12 protein-coding genes are annotated in these 16,966 nt (G+C 68.9%); 4 read left to right on the plus strand and 8 right to left on the minus strand.

The window, feature by feature from the left end:
* Positions 1-894, plus strand: coding sequence for an aminoglycoside phosphotransferase family protein (locus ASC55_RS03245; protein ID WP_055872642.1), 894 nt, complete (start codon positions 1-3; stop codon positions 892-894).
* 99 nt (positions 895-993) lie between these two features.
* On the opposite strand, the gene pepN is transcribed toward ASC55_RS03245, so the two are convergent.
* Positions 994-3,477 carry an aminopeptidase N gene (gene pepN, locus ASC55_RS03250; protein ID WP_055872643.1) on the minus strand — a complete coding sequence of 828 codons (2,484 nt, stop codon included), beginning with the start codon at positions 3,475-3,477 and terminating at the stop codon, positions 994-996.
* Between the two features lie 50 nt (positions 3,478-3,527).
* Complete coding sequence (locus tag ASC55_RS03255; RefSeq protein ID WP_055872645.1) at positions 3,528-5,984, minus strand: tetratricopeptide repeat protein; 2,457 nt, start codon at positions 5,982-5,984, stop codon at positions 3,528-3,530.
* 143 nt (positions 5,985-6,127) lie between these two features.
* Between ASC55_RS03255 and ASC55_RS03260 the strand changes: the two genes are divergently transcribed.
* Complete coding sequence (locus ASC55_RS03260) at positions 6,128-6,625, plus strand: hypothetical protein (protein WP_055872647.1); 498 nt, start codon at positions 6,128-6,130, stop codon at positions 6,623-6,625.
* Positions 6,626-6,627: 2 nt separating this feature from the next.
* Complete coding sequence (locus tag ASC55_RS03265) at positions 6,628-7,635, plus strand: hypothetical protein (protein ID WP_055872648.1); 1,008 nt, start codon at positions 6,628-6,630, stop codon at positions 7,633-7,635.
* On the opposite strand, the gene ASC55_RS03270 is transcribed toward ASC55_RS03265, so the two are convergent.
* The 3 genes from ASC55_RS03270 to ASC55_RS03280 all read right to left on the minus strand — a co-directional run bounded on the left by ASC55_RS03270 (position 7,601) and on the right by ASC55_RS03280 (position 10,579).
* The gene (locus ASC55_RS03270) at positions 7,601-8,614 is read right to left on the minus strand and encodes a DNA topoisomerase IB (RefSeq protein ID WP_055872650.1); all 1,014 of its coding nucleotides are present in this window, start codon (positions 8,612-8,614) and stop codon (positions 7,601-7,603) included. The two genes, ASC55_RS03265 and ASC55_RS03270, sit on opposite strands and share 35 nt — an antisense overlap.
* 87 nt (positions 8,615-8,701) lie before the next feature.
* Entirely contained in the window at positions 8,702-9,202 is a 501-nt protein-coding gene (locus tag ASC55_RS03275; protein ID WP_055868615.1) for a hypothetical protein, read from the minus strand.
* Positions 9,203-9,211: 9 nt separating this feature from the next.
* Positions 9,212-10,579: an MFS transporter gene (locus ASC55_RS03280; protein ID WP_082524211.1), complete on the minus strand. Its 1,368-nt coding sequence runs from the start codon at positions 10,577-10,579 to the stop codon at positions 9,212-9,214.
* Between ASC55_RS03280 and ASC55_RS03285 the strand changes: the two genes are divergently transcribed.
* A complete protein-coding gene (locus ASC55_RS03285) occupies positions 10,512-11,414 on the plus strand; it encodes a hypothetical protein (RefSeq protein ID WP_235563092.1) in 903 nt (300 codons plus the stop codon). The two genes, ASC55_RS03280 and ASC55_RS03285, sit on opposite strands and share 68 nt — an antisense overlap.
* A gap of 39 nt (positions 11,415-11,453) precedes the next feature.
* Here the strand turns inward: ASC55_RS03285 and ASC55_RS03290 are convergent, their stop codons facing one another.
* From ASC55_RS03290 to ASC55_RS03300, 3 genes are read right to left on the minus strand one after another with little or no spacing between them, the layout of a single operon-like run.
* Complete coding sequence (locus ASC55_RS03290) at positions 11,454-14,813, minus strand: ATP-binding protein (RefSeq protein WP_055872653.1); 3,360 nt, start codon at positions 14,811-14,813, stop codon at positions 11,454-11,456.
* Positions 14,810-15,472 (minus strand): DUF4194 domain-containing protein, encoded by a 663-nt coding sequence (locus tag ASC55_RS03295; RefSeq protein WP_055872655.1) that lies wholly within the window; start codon positions 15,470-15,472, stop codon positions 14,810-14,812. Before ASC55_RS03295 ends, ASC55_RS03290 begins: the two co-directional genes overlap by 4 nt.
* Entirely contained in the window at positions 15,465-16,928 is a 1,464-nt protein-coding gene (locus ASC55_RS03300; protein WP_055872658.1) for a DUF3375 domain-containing protein, read from the minus strand. The genes ASC55_RS03295 and ASC55_RS03300 overlap by 8 nt, the downstream gene beginning before the upstream one ends.
* Positions 16,929-16,966 lie beyond the last annotated feature (38 nt).

The following is a 16,966-nucleotide window of genomic DNA, read 5'->3' on the forward strand; positions in this document are numbered from 1 at the left end:
ATGGCGGACTCCCCCGGCGCGGAGGTCGCACTCGATGAGCGCGACGTCCGCGAACTCGTCCGCACCGTCGCACCGGAGCTGGCGGCACTTCCGTTGACGCGGTCTGCCGAGGGATGGGACAACGTCACGTGGCGTCTCGGGGCGGATCTCGCGGTGCGCATCCCCCGCCGGCTCCAGGCGGCGCCGCTGATCCGGCACGAGCAGCGTGCGCTCCCCTTGATCGCGATGCACCTGGCCGCGGCGAACGTCCGCACGCCCCTACCGGTGTTCGCAGGTTCGCCGACCCCGCACTTCCCCTGGCCCTGGTCGATCGTGCCGTGGTTGCCCGGCGGCCAGACTCTCGGTCGCCCCCGTCGGGACAACACCGTCTGGGCCGCTCAACTCGCTGCCGTCCTGCTCACCCTCCACCGGGATGCACCTGCAGACGCACCCCGGAACCCGGTCCGCGGGGTGCCGCTGGCGGTGCGGGACGACAGCATCCGCTCCCGCCTCGCAGACCTTCCCGAGACGATCGCCGAGAATCTCGCCGACATCTGGCAGACCGGGCTCGACGCCGCCCCCGCGACCGAGTCCGTCTGGATCCACGGCGACCTGCACCCCGGGAACATCCTCGTCGACGGTGATCGGCTGTCGGCGCTTATCGACTTCGGCGACGTCACAGCCGGCGACCCGGCCTACGACCTCGCTGCAGGATGGCTCGCCTTCGACGCGGAAGGCCGACATGTGTTCCGCCGAGCCACGGGGCGCCGATACGCCGAGGAGACCTGGGTGCGGGCACGCGCCTGGGCGGCCGCGATCTCGATCATCCTCTGCCATTCGAGCGATGACCGCCCCGATCTGCGCGCGCTCGGGCACGAGACATCCGCTCAGCTGCGGACGGCCCCGACGACCTGACGCCGCGCGCCGGTGAGCACTCCGCTCACCCGCGACCACACCCGTCGGGCGCGATCGTCGAGAGGCCGGCGACCGTCGGACCGGACACGGCACACAGGTTCAGGCCTGCGCGGCCCTGACCCTCAGCTCACGCGCGAGGTGATCCCGCTGCTCGATCACGAGCCGCCGGAGAGCGGCCGGCGCCTCGGCGTTCGCGGCCAGCCATGCATCGACCGGTTCCAACGAATCGCCGGCCGGGAACAGCCCGACCACCAGCCGTCGCGCGATCTCGATGCTGCGCGCGCCCCAGACCTGCCCGATCCGCGCGAAGTACTCGTCCTCGAAGCCGGAGACGAGATCACGGCGCCCGCCGGCGCGGAAACCCCCGATCTCGGCATCGAGGTGATCGTTGCTGAGCGCGAGGTCGTTCCAAGCGGAGTCCCATGCCTCGCGGCGCACGGTGGCATCCGGTCGCGACGACCGCGCCCGCCGTGCGGCTGTACGTCCGTCGCCCGTGTCGTCCCGCTGCTGCTCTGCGGCCACATCCGCAAGATCGGCGTGCCCGGTGGTGACCAGCGCCGTGAGGAGCTGCCAGCGCAGATCGGGATCGATGACGAGGCCTTCGGGTGCCTGCCCGTCCAGCAGTGCCCGCACCTGTTCCTGATGCCCGTCGTCGAAGGCGGATGCCGTCGCGAACGCCCGGGCCCAGGAGAGCTGCGCGTCGCTCCCGGCGTCCGCAGCCTCCAGCGTGCTCCACACGGTCTCGACCCAGCGCCGCTGCTCCTGGTCGCGGCTCGCCTCCGCGACGAAGTGGCGGATCGTGTAGCTGGCGTTCGCGAGGACGCCCGTCAACAGCCCGATGTTGGACTCCGCGGGCGCATGGGTGCGCACGATCTCGAGGTACCGCGCCGCCGCGAGCTCGCCGTCGCGGGTGGCGTTCCACAGCGACGACCAGACGAGGGCGCGCGCCAGCGGGTCGTCGATCGCAGAGAGGGACTCCTCGACCGTCGCGAGCGAACGCGCATCGAGACGAGCCTTCACATAGGTGAGGTCGTCGTCGTTGAGCAGCACCAGATCGGCATCGGGCAGGTCGATCTCGGTCCGTTCGCCGACCACGTCGAGCTCACGCTGCTCGCGCCGCAGGACCCGGCCGTCGACACGCTCGTACAGCCCGATGCGCAGTCGATGCGGGCGAGGGTCGGTCTGCACGAGGATGCTCCGCCCGTCCGCCTCGGTCTCGGTCCACAGCGTGGACATGCCCGAGGTCTGCAGCCAGGCCGCCGACCAATCGCTCATGTCCCGCCCCGAGACGGCGCTCAACTGCACCAGGAAGTCGTCGAGCGTCGTGTTCCCGAACGCGTTGGCGGCGAAGTAGAGACGGGCGCCCTCGAAGAACGCCTCATCCCCGACGAAGGCGACCAGCTGCTTGAGCACGGCGGCACCCTTGGCGTAGGTGATCCCGTCGAAATTCAGCTTCGCGGCCTCGAGATCGGTGATGTCCGCCACGATGGGGTGCGTCGTCGGCAGCTGGTCCTGCTGGTACGCCCACGCCTTGCGGCTGGCGGCGAAGGTGACCCACGCATCGTGATAGCGCGTGGCGACTGCCGACGCATGGGCGCCCATGTAGTCGGCGAAAGATTCCTTGAGCCACAGGTCGTCCCACCAGGTCATCGTCACCAGGTCGCCGAACCACATGTGCGCCATCTCATGCAGGATCGTGTTGGCTCGCGCGGCGCGCTGCGCGTCGGTCGCCGCCCCACGGGAGAGATACGACTCCGTGAACGTCACCAGTCCCGGGTTCTCCATCGCACCGAGGTTGTACTCCGGAACGAAGATCTGGTCGTACTTGCCCCACGGATACGGGTAGGCGAAGGCATCGGTGAAGAAGTCCAGCCCCTGGCGTGTGACCTCGAGGATCTCCTCGGCCTCGAGGTGCGCAGCGAGTGATCTGCGGACGAACACGCCGAGGGTGACGCTCTGCTCGTCGCGGCGCCACTCGCCGTCCACCCGCGAGTAGGGTCCCGCGGCCACCGCCGTGATGTAGCTCGAGATCGGCAGGGTCGGTGCGAACTCCACGCGCTGCACGCCGACACCGAGATCGGTGTGCGTCGGAGACTGATTCGAGAGCACCTCCCATCCGGAGGGGGCGTCGACGACGAAGGTGTACTCGGCCTTCATGTCGGGCTGTTCGAAGCAGGCCATCACCCGCCGCGAGTCGGCCGGTTCGTACTGCGTGTAGAGGTAGGTCTCGTCGTCGACCGGATCGTGGAACCGGTGCAGACCCTCACCGGAGCGACTGTATGCGCCGATCGCCTCGACGCGGACGACGTTGGAGTCCACCAGGCCCGAGAGCGAGATGCGGGCACCGTCGTAGACGATCTCCTGATCGACGCCGTTCACGCAGACTCGCTGGACGCCTTCGCCGATGAAGTCGAGCCAGGTCGCGTCGACGGTCGACGAGAACTCGAGGGTCGTCACGGTCGGGAACCCGGTGCGAGCGCGCTCCGGCGCTCCGGTCAGGTCGAGCTCGACGCGGATGCGGTGCACGGTGACGGCAGCGGATCGCGCTGCGGTCTCCTCGCGGGTGAGGTTGGCGGTGTCCATGCATCCATCCTGGCATCCGGATGCCGCACGAACCGCCGTGGACCGAGACGTCACGCGGTCTGCAGGCGGTGTCCGATCTCGGCGTAGACCTGTGCGGAGGCCTGCGCGCGCACGAGAACGGTGGGCTGGTCGCCTCTCGATTGCGCGACAGAAGCGAGGATCGCATCGCTGCGAGCCACTTCTGCACGATCCCCGGTCGCTTCGGCGATGCTCCGCGCCTCCTGCGCCTGCCGCTCGGCCTCACGCAGGAGGTCATCCGCATCCTCCGCACCCCTCGTGGCTGACGACACCAGGATCTCGGCGAGCGAGTTCGCCGCCTCCGTCGCGATCAGCGGCGAGCCCGCACGCTCCGCCTCTCGGAGGATCCGTTCCGCTGCGGTCCTCGCCCTCACGACATCTCCGGCTCGTCCGGCGATCCGCGCGTCGAGAAGCTCGAGATCGGCCGAGGTCGCGAACTCCCTCGCCGTCTGCAGGCTCTGCATCGCGACCGCGGACAGGTCGCTGGCCTGCCTGTCGTCACCCCGCGCCTCGGCGACGAGGGCGAGCGTGCGTCGGACGAAAGGCAGGGATTCACCGCCGGACGCGTCCAGCAGTTCGTGCAGCTCACTCTCCGCATCGTCGAGCCGCCCGATCGCGAGGAGCAGCAGCGGGCGATTGCCGCGCACGACGGCCACATTGAGATCGTCGCCTTCCGCCCGCGCCATCGACAGGGCGAGGGCGTACCCCTCCAGCGCCTCCGGATAACGGGCGAGGATGCGCAGGGTGTCTGCATGGTTGCCGGCGGCGCGTCCCTCCACGACACGGTCCCGCGCATCCCGCGCATGTGCGACCGCGCGTTCATACGACTCCAGCGCCTCATCGAGGTGACTCATCCACCGTTGGACGTTGCCGATCTGGTTCCAGGTGCGGGCGAGAGCCGATCCCGCGGCTATGCGGCGCACCCGCTGCAGCGTGATGAGCGCCTCGTCGAGGCGTCCGAGCTTCTCCGCGCAATGCGCCACGCCGAGCGCGATGTCCGGCACGAGATCGAGCCCCTCCCCTCGCGCCGCCAAGTCGTGCAGTTGCAGGGATTCGCTCCAGAGCGACCAGCGTGAGAGCGCGGGATGCGCCGCGATCGCCACCTGCTCGACGGCGGAGTCGAGGCCGTGCTCGCGGGCTGCGGTCGCGACTGCGAGCACTGTCGAGACTTCACGTGCGGCGAAGTCGGGGTCCTCCCCGATCCGGGAGAGCACCTCGGACGCGGATCTGTCCACGAACCGTCGGCGCACCGACGACGGCCGGAGCGACCGTGACCGTTCTGCCGCGAAGGCGAAGACCGTGTCGTGCATGCGCACATGCCCCTCACGCAGCTCGACCAGATGACGGGCGTGCAGGCGGCGCAGATCCCGCGCGGCGGAGGGACCGGCCGCGGCGATGAGCACGCCCTCCTCGATGTCCCTGTCCAGCAGCGCGGCATCGGCGAGAAGGTCGGCCTCGGCCGGAGACAGGGAACGCGTCGCCGCCTCCAGGACCGGACGGATGCGCGCGTCGCGAGGTTCGTGCTCGAATCTCGATGCGAGGTCCTGGAACGACCAGCCCTCGTGTTCGCGGACGATTCCCGCCAGCATCACGAGATCGAGCGGGAGGCCCCCTCCGACCGCGACGATGCGGCGCAGCGCATCCGCACGCAGGGCTGCCTCTGCGCCCTTCGCGGATGTCCCCTCCTCGACAGGCAGCAGACGAGCGAGGAGGCGGCGGGCTTCGCCACTCGACATCGGCGGGACGACGACCCTCGCCACATGCAGGTCTGACGACGGAAGGCGCTGCTCGAGGTCGGCCAGGTCGACGCGGGCTGTGACGATGAAGCGCACACCGGGAACCAGCAGCGCCGCGAGGCGGCCGGCATCGCCCGCGTCCTCGATGATCACGGAGATGTCGCGGGCTGCCGCCTGCAGCCGCTCCCGCAGACGAGGCAGTTCGTAGGGAAGAGAGCGGACGCCGAGCGCTCCGAGCATGCGCCGCAGGATGTCGATCGGGTCGGCGTGCGGACGGTCGGGCTCCGACTCCCGCAGGTGCACGGTGAGCACCGGCGACGAGCCGGCCAGTGCAGAGGCGAGAGTGGTCTTGCCCGCTCCTGGCAGGCCCGTGAGGATGAGGACGTCCGCTGCGGGAACCGCAGCCAGCAGCGCTTCTCGTCCGACATCCGCACCGGTGGCGTCTCGTTGTCCGAGCGTCACCTCGACGTGGACTCCCGATCTCTGGCCGTTGAGGGCGCGTGCGGTCTCACGCCAGCGAGCCGCCACGGTGCGCCCACCGCCGAGCACACGCACGATATCGCCGACCAGACGATCGTCGACCCGCCGCCGTCCGGGGCGGAAGCAGTCGTAGACGGTCACCTTGGGAGGCTCGGCGCCGTCGCGCAGGCTGCCGATCCTTCGGGCGATCTCGGCATACGACGGCGATCCCGCGTCCGCACGCATCCGTCCGAGGCCCAGACAGAGCTCATCGAGGGTGCTCGGGGCGGGCATGAGTCGAGCCTATGGCACGCTGTCGCGCGTCTGCGGACGGGGCTCGTTCGGGGTCGTTCGGAGTCGGACGAACCGACGCGCCGCACCCCTAGGCTCACTCGACGGAGAGGCCATCCGACCTCCCGGACAAGGACATGACACCCATGACGACACGCGCAGAGATCGCGGCGAAGCTCGACGACTTCTCCTTCCAGAAAATGAACTTCGGCGGGTTCCTGATGAACAAGCGCGCGAAGAACTCGCACGCGCTGTGGACCCGCGCCTCCGACAAGGGGGTCACCGAGCTGACGCTGCTCACCACGAGGGACTACGGCGAGGGAAACGTGTACGACGTGGCGGCCTTCACCCTCGACGGGAAGGTCCCCGAGGAGATCATCTCGGAGCTGAAGCAGCAGGCGGAAGCCCTCACGGACCGGGTCAACCTGCGCGCGCACGGCTATGTCTACACCTGCCTCGAGCCCTGGGACGGTGGCGGCACCATCTGGATCTCGAAGAAGCCCGAGTTCCGCGCACTGAGCCGCCCCGAGCAGGGCGTCTACGTCATCCCGATCCAACGGCTCACCAGCACGGGCGAGCCCCGATGGCTCGCCTGGGCCCGCGAGGGCGATCAGCTGAACATCGCCATCGTGTACAAGCCCTGACGGTGCCGACGCTCTCGGTCGGCGCGACCGCCCCGCGCGCAGAGGATGGCGCGCGGGGCGCTCTGATCCTCGTCGCGGCGTCCCTTGCCACCCTCGGGATCGCCGGAGCACTGGCGTTCTACCTGCTGCCCGTGGGGTTCGGCCTGACGGGCGCGATCCTCGCGCTCGCCCAGGTGGGGGCGATTCTCCTCGGTGCAGCGCTTGTCGCCTCCTCGACGATCACCATCCGCCGGCACCAGCGGCGACGTGCCGCCCTCGCCGCCGTCGCCGCGGCGCTCGGCTGGGAGTATCGCGCGGACATCGGTGACCACGTGTGGGGCGGCTCCATCGACGAGCAGATCGATCGCGGGAGTCGCACCGCACGAGACCACCTCGACGGGCGTCGCTCCGAGATCCCCTTCGACAGCGTCGAGCGCACCTTCGTCGTCGGCGACCGCGAAGGGGCGACCGTGCACACGGTGCGCGCGGTGCGGATCCCACTGCCGTCCGAGGCGCCGCGGATCACGCTCCGGTCGCGGCGCGGCGGAGGAGCACTCAGTGTGCTCCCACGACGCCCGACCGGCCGATCGCGGTTCCGACTCGAGGGCGATTTCAGCGACGTCTTCGACGTGTCGGTACCGACGGGTTACGAGACGGATGCGCTCTATGTGCTCACTCCCGACCTCATGGTGATCCTCCTCGATGCGAGCGCCGACCTCGACCTGGAGATCGTCGACAGCACGCTGCACGTGTACTTCCCCGCCGTCGACCTGACCGACGACGCAGAGCTGCACCGGTTCCTCACCGTGATCGCCGCACTGCATGACCGCTTCGGACGTCGCACCCTGCTCTATCGCGACGAAGCCGCCGCTCCCCTCGATCCGGAGGCCTACCGCCGCGACGGCGACGCGCTCGCCGCCAGGGCGCGCCGTGTCGACACACGCGTGCGGTGGTGGCCGGTCCTGGCTGCCGTGGCGACGCCTCTCGTCCCGATGCTCATCGCCGTCGTCTGGCTCCTGTTCGCCGGTTGACCTTCCGGGAGATCTCCGGGCCGCCGAGGAGACGACGGATGGCCGTCTCGGGCGTCACCGAGAGATCGAGCGTCCGCCCTCGGGCGTACTGGCTGAACACCCGGGGATCGATGTAGCTGCCGCGCGCGACGGCGGTGGTGTTGCCGAGCGCCGTCGCCGCCGCCTGCACGGCGAGGCGCTCGGCCTGGCTCCGGTGGTTGCGACTGTCGAGCTCACCGATCCGCGCGAGGGCATCCGCGGCGATGATCGTCCCGTGAAGCGTGCGGAAGTCCTTCGCGGTGAAGGACGCTCCCGTGACCTCCCGCAAGTAGGCGTTGACCTCGGCGGGTGTGATCCGCATGCGACGGCGCCCCCGGCGATACGCGAGCAGGAAGGCCCCTGACTTCCCGGCTGCGAAGTCCGTGAGAGCGTCGGCGAGTGACTCGTCCGTGATCTCGATCGATGCCGTGCGACCGCTCTTGGCCGGGAACGACAGGGCGACCTCGCTGCCGGCCACGCGCACATCACGCCGTCGAAGCGTCGTGAGACCACGGCTGCCGTGCCGAACCAGATATCGCTCCGACCCGATGCGCAGGGCCGCATCGTCGAGAAGACGGAACGCGATGGCGAGAGCGCGCTCCTTCGTCTGCCCCTCCTGCGCGAGCGCCCTGGTGACCTGGGCTCTGGCGCGAGGAAGGGCGGCCGCGAGATCGAGCGCACGCACGAACTTCCGGCGGTCCCGCGTCACACGCCACAGCGGGTGATACAGGTACTGCTTGCGCCCGGCACCGTCGACCCCCACGGCTTGGATGTGCGCGAGCGGGTCGGCCGCGATCCACACGTCCTGCCAGGCGGGAGGGATCACGAGATCGTGGATCCGCTCACGATCGGCCTCGGGCGCCGTGTCCCCTGCCGGATCGACGTAGCGGTACCCCGACCCCGATCGCACGCGCCGGAAGCCCGGATCCTGCCCCGGTACCACCCGGATGAGTCTTGCCATCGTGTTCCCCTCCTCGACTGTCTGCGATCGAGGATGCCCGGCCGTGTCGACCAGCGGAAGGGAGTGGCGTGGCGGGGTGCCGTCGTGCTATTCCCCGTCGGGCTCGGCGCGGGGCGCCGCGAAGGTGCTGCGCATGTGATCGCTCGTCAGGAAGTCGGCGATACCGATCATGATCAGGCTGAACACGATCTGCTCCGACACCATCCAGAGTGGGTAGAGCCCGGGGATCGCTGCCATCACGAGCGTGATCACCGGGAAGATCTGCGCGAACAGGCGCAGACGCTGATACGCCCACCGCCATCCGCGCTGCGCCCGCCACGCGAAGTAGAACAGGGTCGCGGTCATCGCCAGCACGACGAGCGTGCGCATCCAGACGGCGAACGAGACCGACGCGCCGTCGACTGCCAACGCGAGTGCGACGGCGACGGCGCCGACCCCGATGATCAGCTCGACGACCAGGAGCCAGATGATCCAGGTGAACGCACGCACGGTCTTGGGGTGCGTGCGGTCGGCCTCGCTGATGGCGACGCCCGCCTGCCGCCCGCCGGCGATCCGATCCAGTCGGAGGAAAAGAGACTCCAGAGCCATGATCGGAGCCTATTGCGTGCGGACCTCGTCGGGCTCCTCCATTCGATGGATGTCGACCACTCCGTTGGCCGCCGGGTCGACCGCGCGCTCCAGCACCAGGGCCAGCAGCCCGACAGCGAGGCTCCCCGCGATCATCAGGCCGATGAACCAGCCCTCCAGCCCGCCGCCGAGCAGGACGCCGGCGACGAGCGGCCCCATGATGGCACCGCCCTGGAACGCCGCGGAGTTGATGGCGTTGTAGCGACCGCGCGTACGGTCGGAGGCCAGGTCGTTGTAGATCGCGGGGACGGTGGGCTGCAGCATCGTCTCCCCGAACGCGAAGACGCCCATGTAGGCGATCACCCCGATGGCCGCGACCAGAGTGCCCGGCAGGAATCCGGTCGCCCCGAGCAGCACCCACGACAGCGCCCAGATGAGCGCCATCACCTGCATGACCCTGGTGCGCCTCTTGCCGGTGATCAGTTTCAGGACGGCGAACTGCAGCAGCACGATGACCGCGGTGTTCACGGCGAACGAGATGCCGACGACCTGGGTGGAGACCTCGGAGACCTGTCGCGCGAAAGCCGGGAAGCCGGCCTCCATCTGCCCGTATCCGATGAAGACCGACAGGAACGTGAGAAGGGTCAGCCACAGCACGGCGGGTCGACGCAGGATCTCCCGGTATCCCCCGACGGGCGGGGCGTCGACCGCTGCCTCATGCTGCGTGCGCACGTGGCGGAGCGGCCCGAGAATCAGAGCGAGCGGGATCAGGCCGCTCGCGGCGTCGACGAGGAAGATCGTCGTGAAGGTGGCGGGATCGGTGACATCGACGAAGAAGCCGCCGATCACTCCTCCGACGCCGATCCCGAGGTTCACCAGTGCGAAGTTGACGCCGAAGTACTGCTGGCGCACCTCCCCCTCGACCACGGTGGCGGTGAGTGCATTGAACCCCGGCCAGGACACACCGAAGTTCACGCCGATGAGCATGACGGCGACCGCGGCGACCGCCGGGTGCGTGGCGTAGGCGAGAAGCGTGCATCCGGCGATCATGGACAGCAGCCCCACGATCAGCACCCGCCGTGCGCCGAAGCGGTCGATCAGGGTTCCCCCCGGACCGGTCACGACCAGACCCGTTATCGCGATGAGACTCATCAGCGCCCCCGAGATGCCGAGGTCGAAACCGCGCACCTCGTGGAAGTAGATGATCGTGAACGGCAGTGTCATGCCGCGCCCGAGCGTCTGAACGGCCACGGTCGACAGCAACCAGCGCCCCTCGGTGGGCAGCGCGTTCCAGAAGCTCCTCATACCGATCACCTCGACATTCTTCCCGATGCCTGCGACATCGCCGTTCGGGAGCGGATTGTCGGACGACCCGGTATCTGCCATCATCACGAGCATGGCGCTGTCTCTCGAAGAATTCCGTTCCTCCCTGCTGGACGCCGTCTCCCGGCAGGGACTGGGCATCCAGCTCACGGATGCCCAGTCGCAGCAGGTCGCCGCCGACCCGCAGGCCAGCCGGAGCTGGTACGAGTACTGGCTGTCCACGAACCCGCAGACGGCGCCTGTCGTCGATGCCTCCTCGACGCCGGACGCCTCGCCGACCGCCGAGACGATTCCCCTCGGCGGGCATGACTTCGCGCGGACGGCCGCGTTCGCATCCGCTCCCCCGGCCTACGGCGGAGGCCCGGCGGAATACGCCGGCCACGCCGTTCCTCCGACCTCCGGCGAGCCGCAGAAGAAGAGCCGGGTCGGCCTCTGGGTGGCGCTTTCGATCGTCGGTGCATTGCTGCTGATCGCGGTCATCATCGTGGTGGTGGCCTTCACGACCGCTCGTCACTGGACGAAGGTCGATTCGCCGGAGAAGCCGGAGACGTTCCACAGCGAGGAGTACGAGACCGGCCTGTACCTCGTGTCGGACGACGGAGTGAGCCCGTGCGCTGTCGACCAGGACTGGACGGACTGCATCGATGCGATGGAGGTCAACTACGCCGGAGCCTGCGCCGGCGTCGAACTCGTTCCTGCGGCCGTGACCCTCTGCGGACAGCACCGCGCCGAGATCGACCGCATGCGCGCGGAGGATTCGGAGGGTTCGGTCGTCGCCTCGCTCGGCGATTTCGGCCACCTCACCCGCACGCCCGAGACCGCGACGCGGCAGGTGTCCAACAAGGACTATGAAGCGGCGGTCACCCACGAGGCCGTCTGCTACCTCGGCTTCCTCGGGGAGTGCGAGTAGCGGCGCGGAGGACGACCGGCCGCCTCAGACCGCCTCTCCTCAGACCGCCTCCTGCGGAAGCCCCACCTTCGCCTTCGCCCAGGAGCGACCGCGCGTGTCTTTGAGGATGTTGTACTCGACATCGACGTGCGGCTCGATCGCGCTGTACTTGTCGTTCGGCGCACCGATCACGAGTTGGAAGCCGAGTCCTCTCCAGGCGCCGATCGCGCGCTTGGTGAAGTGGGCATCCGCCTTGATCAGAGCTTCGTCCATGAAGACCGGCGCGTAGCGCGGCCGTGCCGCCCCCGCGTCTCCGAGCTGGTAGCGCAGAGCGGCGCCGACGATGAACGCGACGAGCTCCTGGGACTCCCCTCCGGACTTCTCGCCGATGTGATCGTAGAGCGCGACGTGCTCGCGTGTCGCGGCGGTGACCCGCTCCGCGCTCACCCGCACGTGGTTTCGCACGTCGATGAGTTCGGCGAAGTCGGGCGCCGTCCGACGCATCCGGGCGATGAGGCGGCTCATCTTGCGATACACGGCCTCCCGTTCCGCATCGGTCGAGGCCGCATCGATCAGTCCCCGCACCTCGCGGAGCTCACGTCGGAAGCGCTTGCGCGCCTCCGTCTGATTCTCCCGCGGGGTGATCTGCAGGCGGTGATCGTCATCGTAGAAGGGCAGCTCCTCCATGATGCGGTTGATGGGATCGATGCGATCCTTGATCTCGCGCAGCGAACGGCTGAGAGTCGAGTCGAGACTCGTCAGATCGTTGCCGGAGAGCTTGAGGAGGCTGTCGCGCCACTCGGTCTCCAGCTCATGCAGTCCGTTGGTCTGGAGCGCCTCCAGAATGCTCTCGAACTCCCCGACCGACGCGTCTGGATCCGGCAGGATCGTCAGATTATCCCAGCGCTCCAGGAACCCGGTCATGAGTCGTCGCATGCTCTCGCGCTGCTGCTCGTGGGCCTCGGCGGCCTCGCGGCGATCCTCGTGAAGGCGCTGGGCCGCGGTTCTCAGCGCGGTGTCCAGGTGCGCCAGGCGCTCCGCCGCGGACGGGGTGTCCCCCGTCTCGGAATGCAGGAATCGACCATCGAGGAACGACGCGTGCCGCTCCCCCATCTCGAGTCCCGATGCCGCGGCTGCATCGATGACGCTCTGACACGCGTCGACGTCGTCGGTGACCTGGCCCCAGTGATCCTGCGTCTGTGCGAGCTCATTGCTCAGACGCGCCTCGTCGTCGCGGAGCCGGGCCGCCCGAGTCCTCAGGTCGTCGGCCTGGTGCCGGAGCTGGCCGATCTCGGGGCTGGCCGTGGTGACCTCGGCTTCGACGGCGACCCAGCGCTCTCGCTCCGCCTCCACCGCGGCGACATCGATCTGCTCCCAGGTCAGGTCATCGATCCTCGCGAACGCGGTCGACCGCGCCTCGATCCGGTCGAGGGCCGCCTCGGCGTCCGCCGCAGAGGCGGCGCACTCGTCATGCCGAGCGCTCAGCTGCCGCAGCTGCTCATCGATCTCACGCAGACGACGGTCGTTGGTGAAGCCCAGCATGTTGGCGCGGCCCTGCCCGCCGTGCGCGCCGCGACTCCCCTGCGAGACCTGACCGCTGATGGTGAGCGCTCTCTGATGCGCGCCCAGCTGCGACGACGAGTCCACGCAGACGTACCCGAAGCGCTCCTGGAGTCTCTGCTGGAGCCAGCCGGTGAAGGGCGTGGGCAGGTGGTCGAGCCGCCCGGGAAGCGTCTTCGGGTCGGCGCCCCGCATCTCGGGGAGCCCCGTCTGGACGCCTTCGTAGTTGAGCCGTTCCGGGGTGCGCACCGCGTTGATGGCGGAACGGAACTCTGCCAGATGCTCGACGTCGATCAGAAGCGTCCTCGCGAAGCCGCCGAGCGCGAGGTTGAAGGCCTCGCGCCATGGCTCGAACTCCGTGCGCACTTCGATGAGTTCCCCGACGAACGGAAGATCCGATGGCGCGAGTCCGACCGCCTGTGCGAGCAGTGCGCGTGACTCGTCGAGGTGCGCGGGGATGCTGCCGCGCACGCGGATGGTCCTCTCGCGTTCGTCGCGCAAACTCCGCATCTCGGCCTCGGCGGTCCTGCGCGCCGTCTCCGCGTCCGCGAAGGCCGCACGCGCGTCGCGGATGTCGGACTTCGGCGATGAGCCCCGGGTGCCGGCCACGAAGGCATCGAACTGCGCGGCGGTTTCGACCTCCACCCCGAGCTCCTCGGCGATCGCGTCGAACTTCGCCCTCTCCCGCCGGACGTCCTCCAGACGACGCTCGGCCACGCGCAGCTCACGCTGTGCGGTCTCCAGGCGGTCGCCGCCGGACTGCCGCAGCACATCGAGGAGGCCTTCACGCTCGAGATCGGCGGCATCGACGAGGGCGCGCTTCTCGCGGACGGCGAGGCTGAGCGCGCGGGTGCGATCCCCCAGCTCGACCTCGACCTCGCGCAGCAGATCCAGGCGCCGCTGCGCGTTCCAGAGCGCGGCGAGCGAGGAGGGATCGGTGAAGACGCCGACCTCGTCGATCACCCGCACGCGTTCGGCGGCGGCAGCGATGCGGTCCTTGATCCCGCGGATCGGCTCGAGCGCGCTCACCTGCTGCTTCGCGGTGAGCATCCTCGTACGCGTGCTCTCGAGTTCGTCGAAATGCGCCACCACGGCATCGGCGGTGGCCATGGTCTCTGGCTCTTCCAACACGAGCTTCTTATACAGATCGTCGACCGTCGTGATCTGCTGCCCCGCCTGGATCCTCGCCAGGAGGCTGATCGCCTTCGCACCGGAACCTGCCGCCCCGATGCCGAGAACCGCCTGCAGCCGCGCCGAGAACTCGCGGTCCGTCGCCAGGGTCTCCAGTCCCGTCGCCCGTACCGACGCATCGGAGAGCCTCTGCGTGGCCGCCTTCTCCAGAAGCCCCAGATCGAATGCCCCGTTCACGGTGGCCCGCACCCGGGTCGTGTCCTCCAGAGTGCGAGCATCCGCGGGGATGTACCACGCGCGCACCGCGGTGAAACGCGATCCGTCGTGATCGAGCCACGTCGTCGCGATCGCACTCCATGTGTCTTCGCCGTCGCCGCGGAGCACACGCAGCTTCGTGCCGTCCTCGGTGCGGGATTCGTCGATCTTCCCGCGCCCGTAGGAGAGGATGTTCCGCTGCTCGTCGCCGCGAGGGCGACCCGTCACTCCGCCGTTCGAGGCGCCGTTGAACGGCGTCGTGTGGGGCATCATCAAGGCGATGTACGCATCCATGAGGGTGGACTTGCCGGAACCCGAGCCCCCGCAGAGCAGGGTCGCGTCGGGTGAGAAGCGCACACGATGGGGGCCGGCGTCGTATCCGCCCCAGTTGATCAGCTGCAGCTCCTCCGCGACCCACTGCTGTCCCCGCGACCCCGCGGGGATGAGCCCGAAGAGCGTGTCGACCATGGTCATCGTTCCACCACTTCCTGCGACCGCAGCCAATCGCGAAGCTCTTTCAGGGTCTCGGCGCTGAGGACGACCTCGACGAGCGCACTGATCCGATAGCGCCCACTGGTCTCCTCCTGGACGATGCCCTCTCGATCCAGACGGTCCATCGCGTTCCGGATGGCCTTCTGCTGTCGGGCCGTGCCCCCGTCGACGTCGGTGAAGTAGCTGAGCACCGTCTGCTCGAGGTCTTCGATGTCGATGCGCACGGATGCCTCACCGGCGGCGGACTCGCGCTGATACACCGTGCGAAGATGCACCAGCACCAGGGTCTCGGCTCGCGTGTAGGGCGCGTCCTTCAGCAGCACCGGCATGTCGATCTCATCGGAGCGCAACTGCTGCTTGTAGGCGAAACCGCGACCGTGGTCGACGACCAGGCGGAGGTAGAGGTCGTTCAGCCGCGACTCGATCACCTGCTGGTGGTCGAGCAGGAGCGTCCACTCCCGACGATTGCGCTCCGCGGCGATGAAACGACGCTGGAGGATGTGCGCGAGCAGTCGTCGGATCTCCGGATCGAGTGTCCCTCGATCACCCGCGAAGTGCTCCTCGATGTCGTCTTCCATCGGGACGGGGGCGATGAACGCATCGTCCACCGGGGCCTCCGTCACGTGGCTCTCTTCAGGCATGTGCTTCTTCCTTCGGGTTGCGCGCCGTGACGGCGCCGAACGCGAAACGTCGTGTCGAGCCGTCGGGACGCAGCGCCTCGACGACCGAGACCGCATCGCTCTCGGTCATGCCGTTGCGATGAGCGATCTCGAGCAGTCCGACGAGGTCGACGGGCCGGCGGGTGTCGTCGGCGGCGTCCTCGAAAGCGGTCGCGAGATCGAACTCCGGGCCGAGGTTCGAGACGTACTCTTCGAGCTCCGCATACCTCGGACCACCCCACGCTCGCGTGTCGACATCGGGGAACTCGACATCCTCGGCATCCGCGAGCGGGGCGGGGACGGCGGGAGGGCGGATGCTGCTCACCGTCTGTCTGAGGTGACCCAGATCGATGAGTGGGAGGCTGCGCACCGGCGCGGCGCTCGCCCCCGTGCCATCCCAGACGTGAAGCGCGGCGATGACGTCGCGGAGCAGGTCGTCGATCTGACGGTCCCGCAGCGGATCATGGGTCTTCACCTGGCCGGTGATGACATGGGATGCCCGCCGCTGCGCGGCGAGGACCTCCTCGACGCCGAGTTCCACCCGACGCCCGATCGCATCGAGTTCGGCACGCTGGGTGGCGTCGAGCATGCGGGCGAACGGCTGCCGGAGCAGGCCGTGCAGCTGTTCGGTGAGCGCATCGATGCGGTCCGGATCGCCGATGAGTCTCAGGGCACCGGCGAACGCGCGCCCTTCCGGCGTCGAGTTCATCACGTCCTGCGCGCGCTGGAGGTATTCGCGGAGCACCTCACCCGTCGGCCGCTCGTCGCGGCGCAGATGGGCGACGACGTCGCGCTGCATCAGCTTGAGGGACTCGGCGACCCGTGTGAAGTCGGCCGGGAGCTCGCGCGCCAGATGCAGCACGTTCTCGGCTTCCTCGTAGAGCTCTTCGTCGTCCAGTGGATCGGCCCGGCCCGATTCCTCGATCCGGTCGATCTCGGCGTCGAGCGCGGCGCGCTCCTCACGCAGACGGGCGAGCCGGCGAAGGGGATCGGCCTCGGCACTGTCGGCCAGATGCTCCACGGCTTCGAGGAGCGTGCGCACCCGTGAGTTGGAGACACGCGTGCGGCCTCCGCCCGTGCGTCCCGCGATCTCCAGTGCCTCCACCGCGTGCGCGGACAGCCGGTACACCTCGATGTCCTCATCGATCTGCTGCACCAGCCAGCCCAGTCGCACCCAGTTCCTGGCGACGTCGCGTCCCGTCCCCGCCGGTACCCGACGGTCGTCCTCATCGTCGCCCGCTCCCCGCAACTCGTCGAGGATCTCGGAGAGCTCGGCCTGCGCATCGGCGATCGGGATGGATGCCCGGTCGGCGGTGAACAGGAGCGAGAGCGACGCCACCACGAACGGCGCGAAGCGACCGTGCAGCAGATCGAGCGTAGGAGTGCTGAATGCGGTGACAGCGCGGGAGAATGCCGCTTCTGCTCGTGTTCCTGTCACGTATTCACATTACTCGGCGCCCTCGACGTCGCCGGACG

Source organism: Microbacterium sp. Root322, assembly GCF_001425645.1.
Taxonomy (GTDB): Bacteria; Actinomycetota; Actinomycetes; order Actinomycetales; family Microbacteriaceae; genus Microbacterium; species Microbacterium maritypicum.

Bases quoted from the DNA above. Each gene is read 5' to 3' on its own strand.
- ASC55_RS03270 (WP_055872650.1), bottom strand. From the start codon at position 8,614: ATGGCAAGACTCATCCGGGTGGTACCGGGGCAGGATCCGGGCTTCCGG.
- ASC55_RS03280 (WP_082524211.1), bottom strand. From the start codon at position 10,579: ATGCTCGTGATGATGGCAGATACCGGGTCGTCCGACAATCCGCTCCCG.
- ASC55_RS03285 (WP_235563092.1), top strand. From the start codon at position 10,512: ATGCCTGCGACATCGCCGTTCGGGAGCGGATTGTCGGACGACCCGGTA.
- pepN (WP_055872643.1), bottom strand. From the start codon at position 3,477: ATGGACACCGCCAACCTCACCCGCGAGGAGACCGCAGCGCGATCCGCT.
- ASC55_RS03255 (WP_055872645.1), bottom strand. From the start codon at position 5,984: ATGCCCGCCCCGAGCACCCTCGATGAGCTCTGTCTGGGCCTCGGACGG.
- ASC55_RS03295 (WP_055872655.1), bottom strand. From the start codon at position 15,472: ATGCCTGAAGAGAGCCACGTGACGGAGGCCCCGGTGGACGATGCGTTC.
- ASC55_RS03245 (WP_055872642.1), top strand. From the start codon at position 1: ATGGCGGACTCCCCCGGCGCGGAGGTCGCACTCGATGAGCGCGACGTC.
- ASC55_RS03260 (WP_055872647.1), top strand. From the start codon at position 6,128: ATGACGACACGCGCAGAGATCGCGGCGAAGCTCGACGACTTCTCCTTC.
- ASC55_RS03290 (WP_055872653.1), bottom strand. From the start codon at position 14,813: ATGACCATGGTCGACACGCTCTTCGGGCTCATCCCCGCGGGGTCGCGG.
- ASC55_RS03275 (WP_055868615.1), bottom strand. From the start codon at position 9,202: ATGGCTCTGGAGTCTCTTTTCCTCCGACTGGATCGGATCGCCGGCGGG.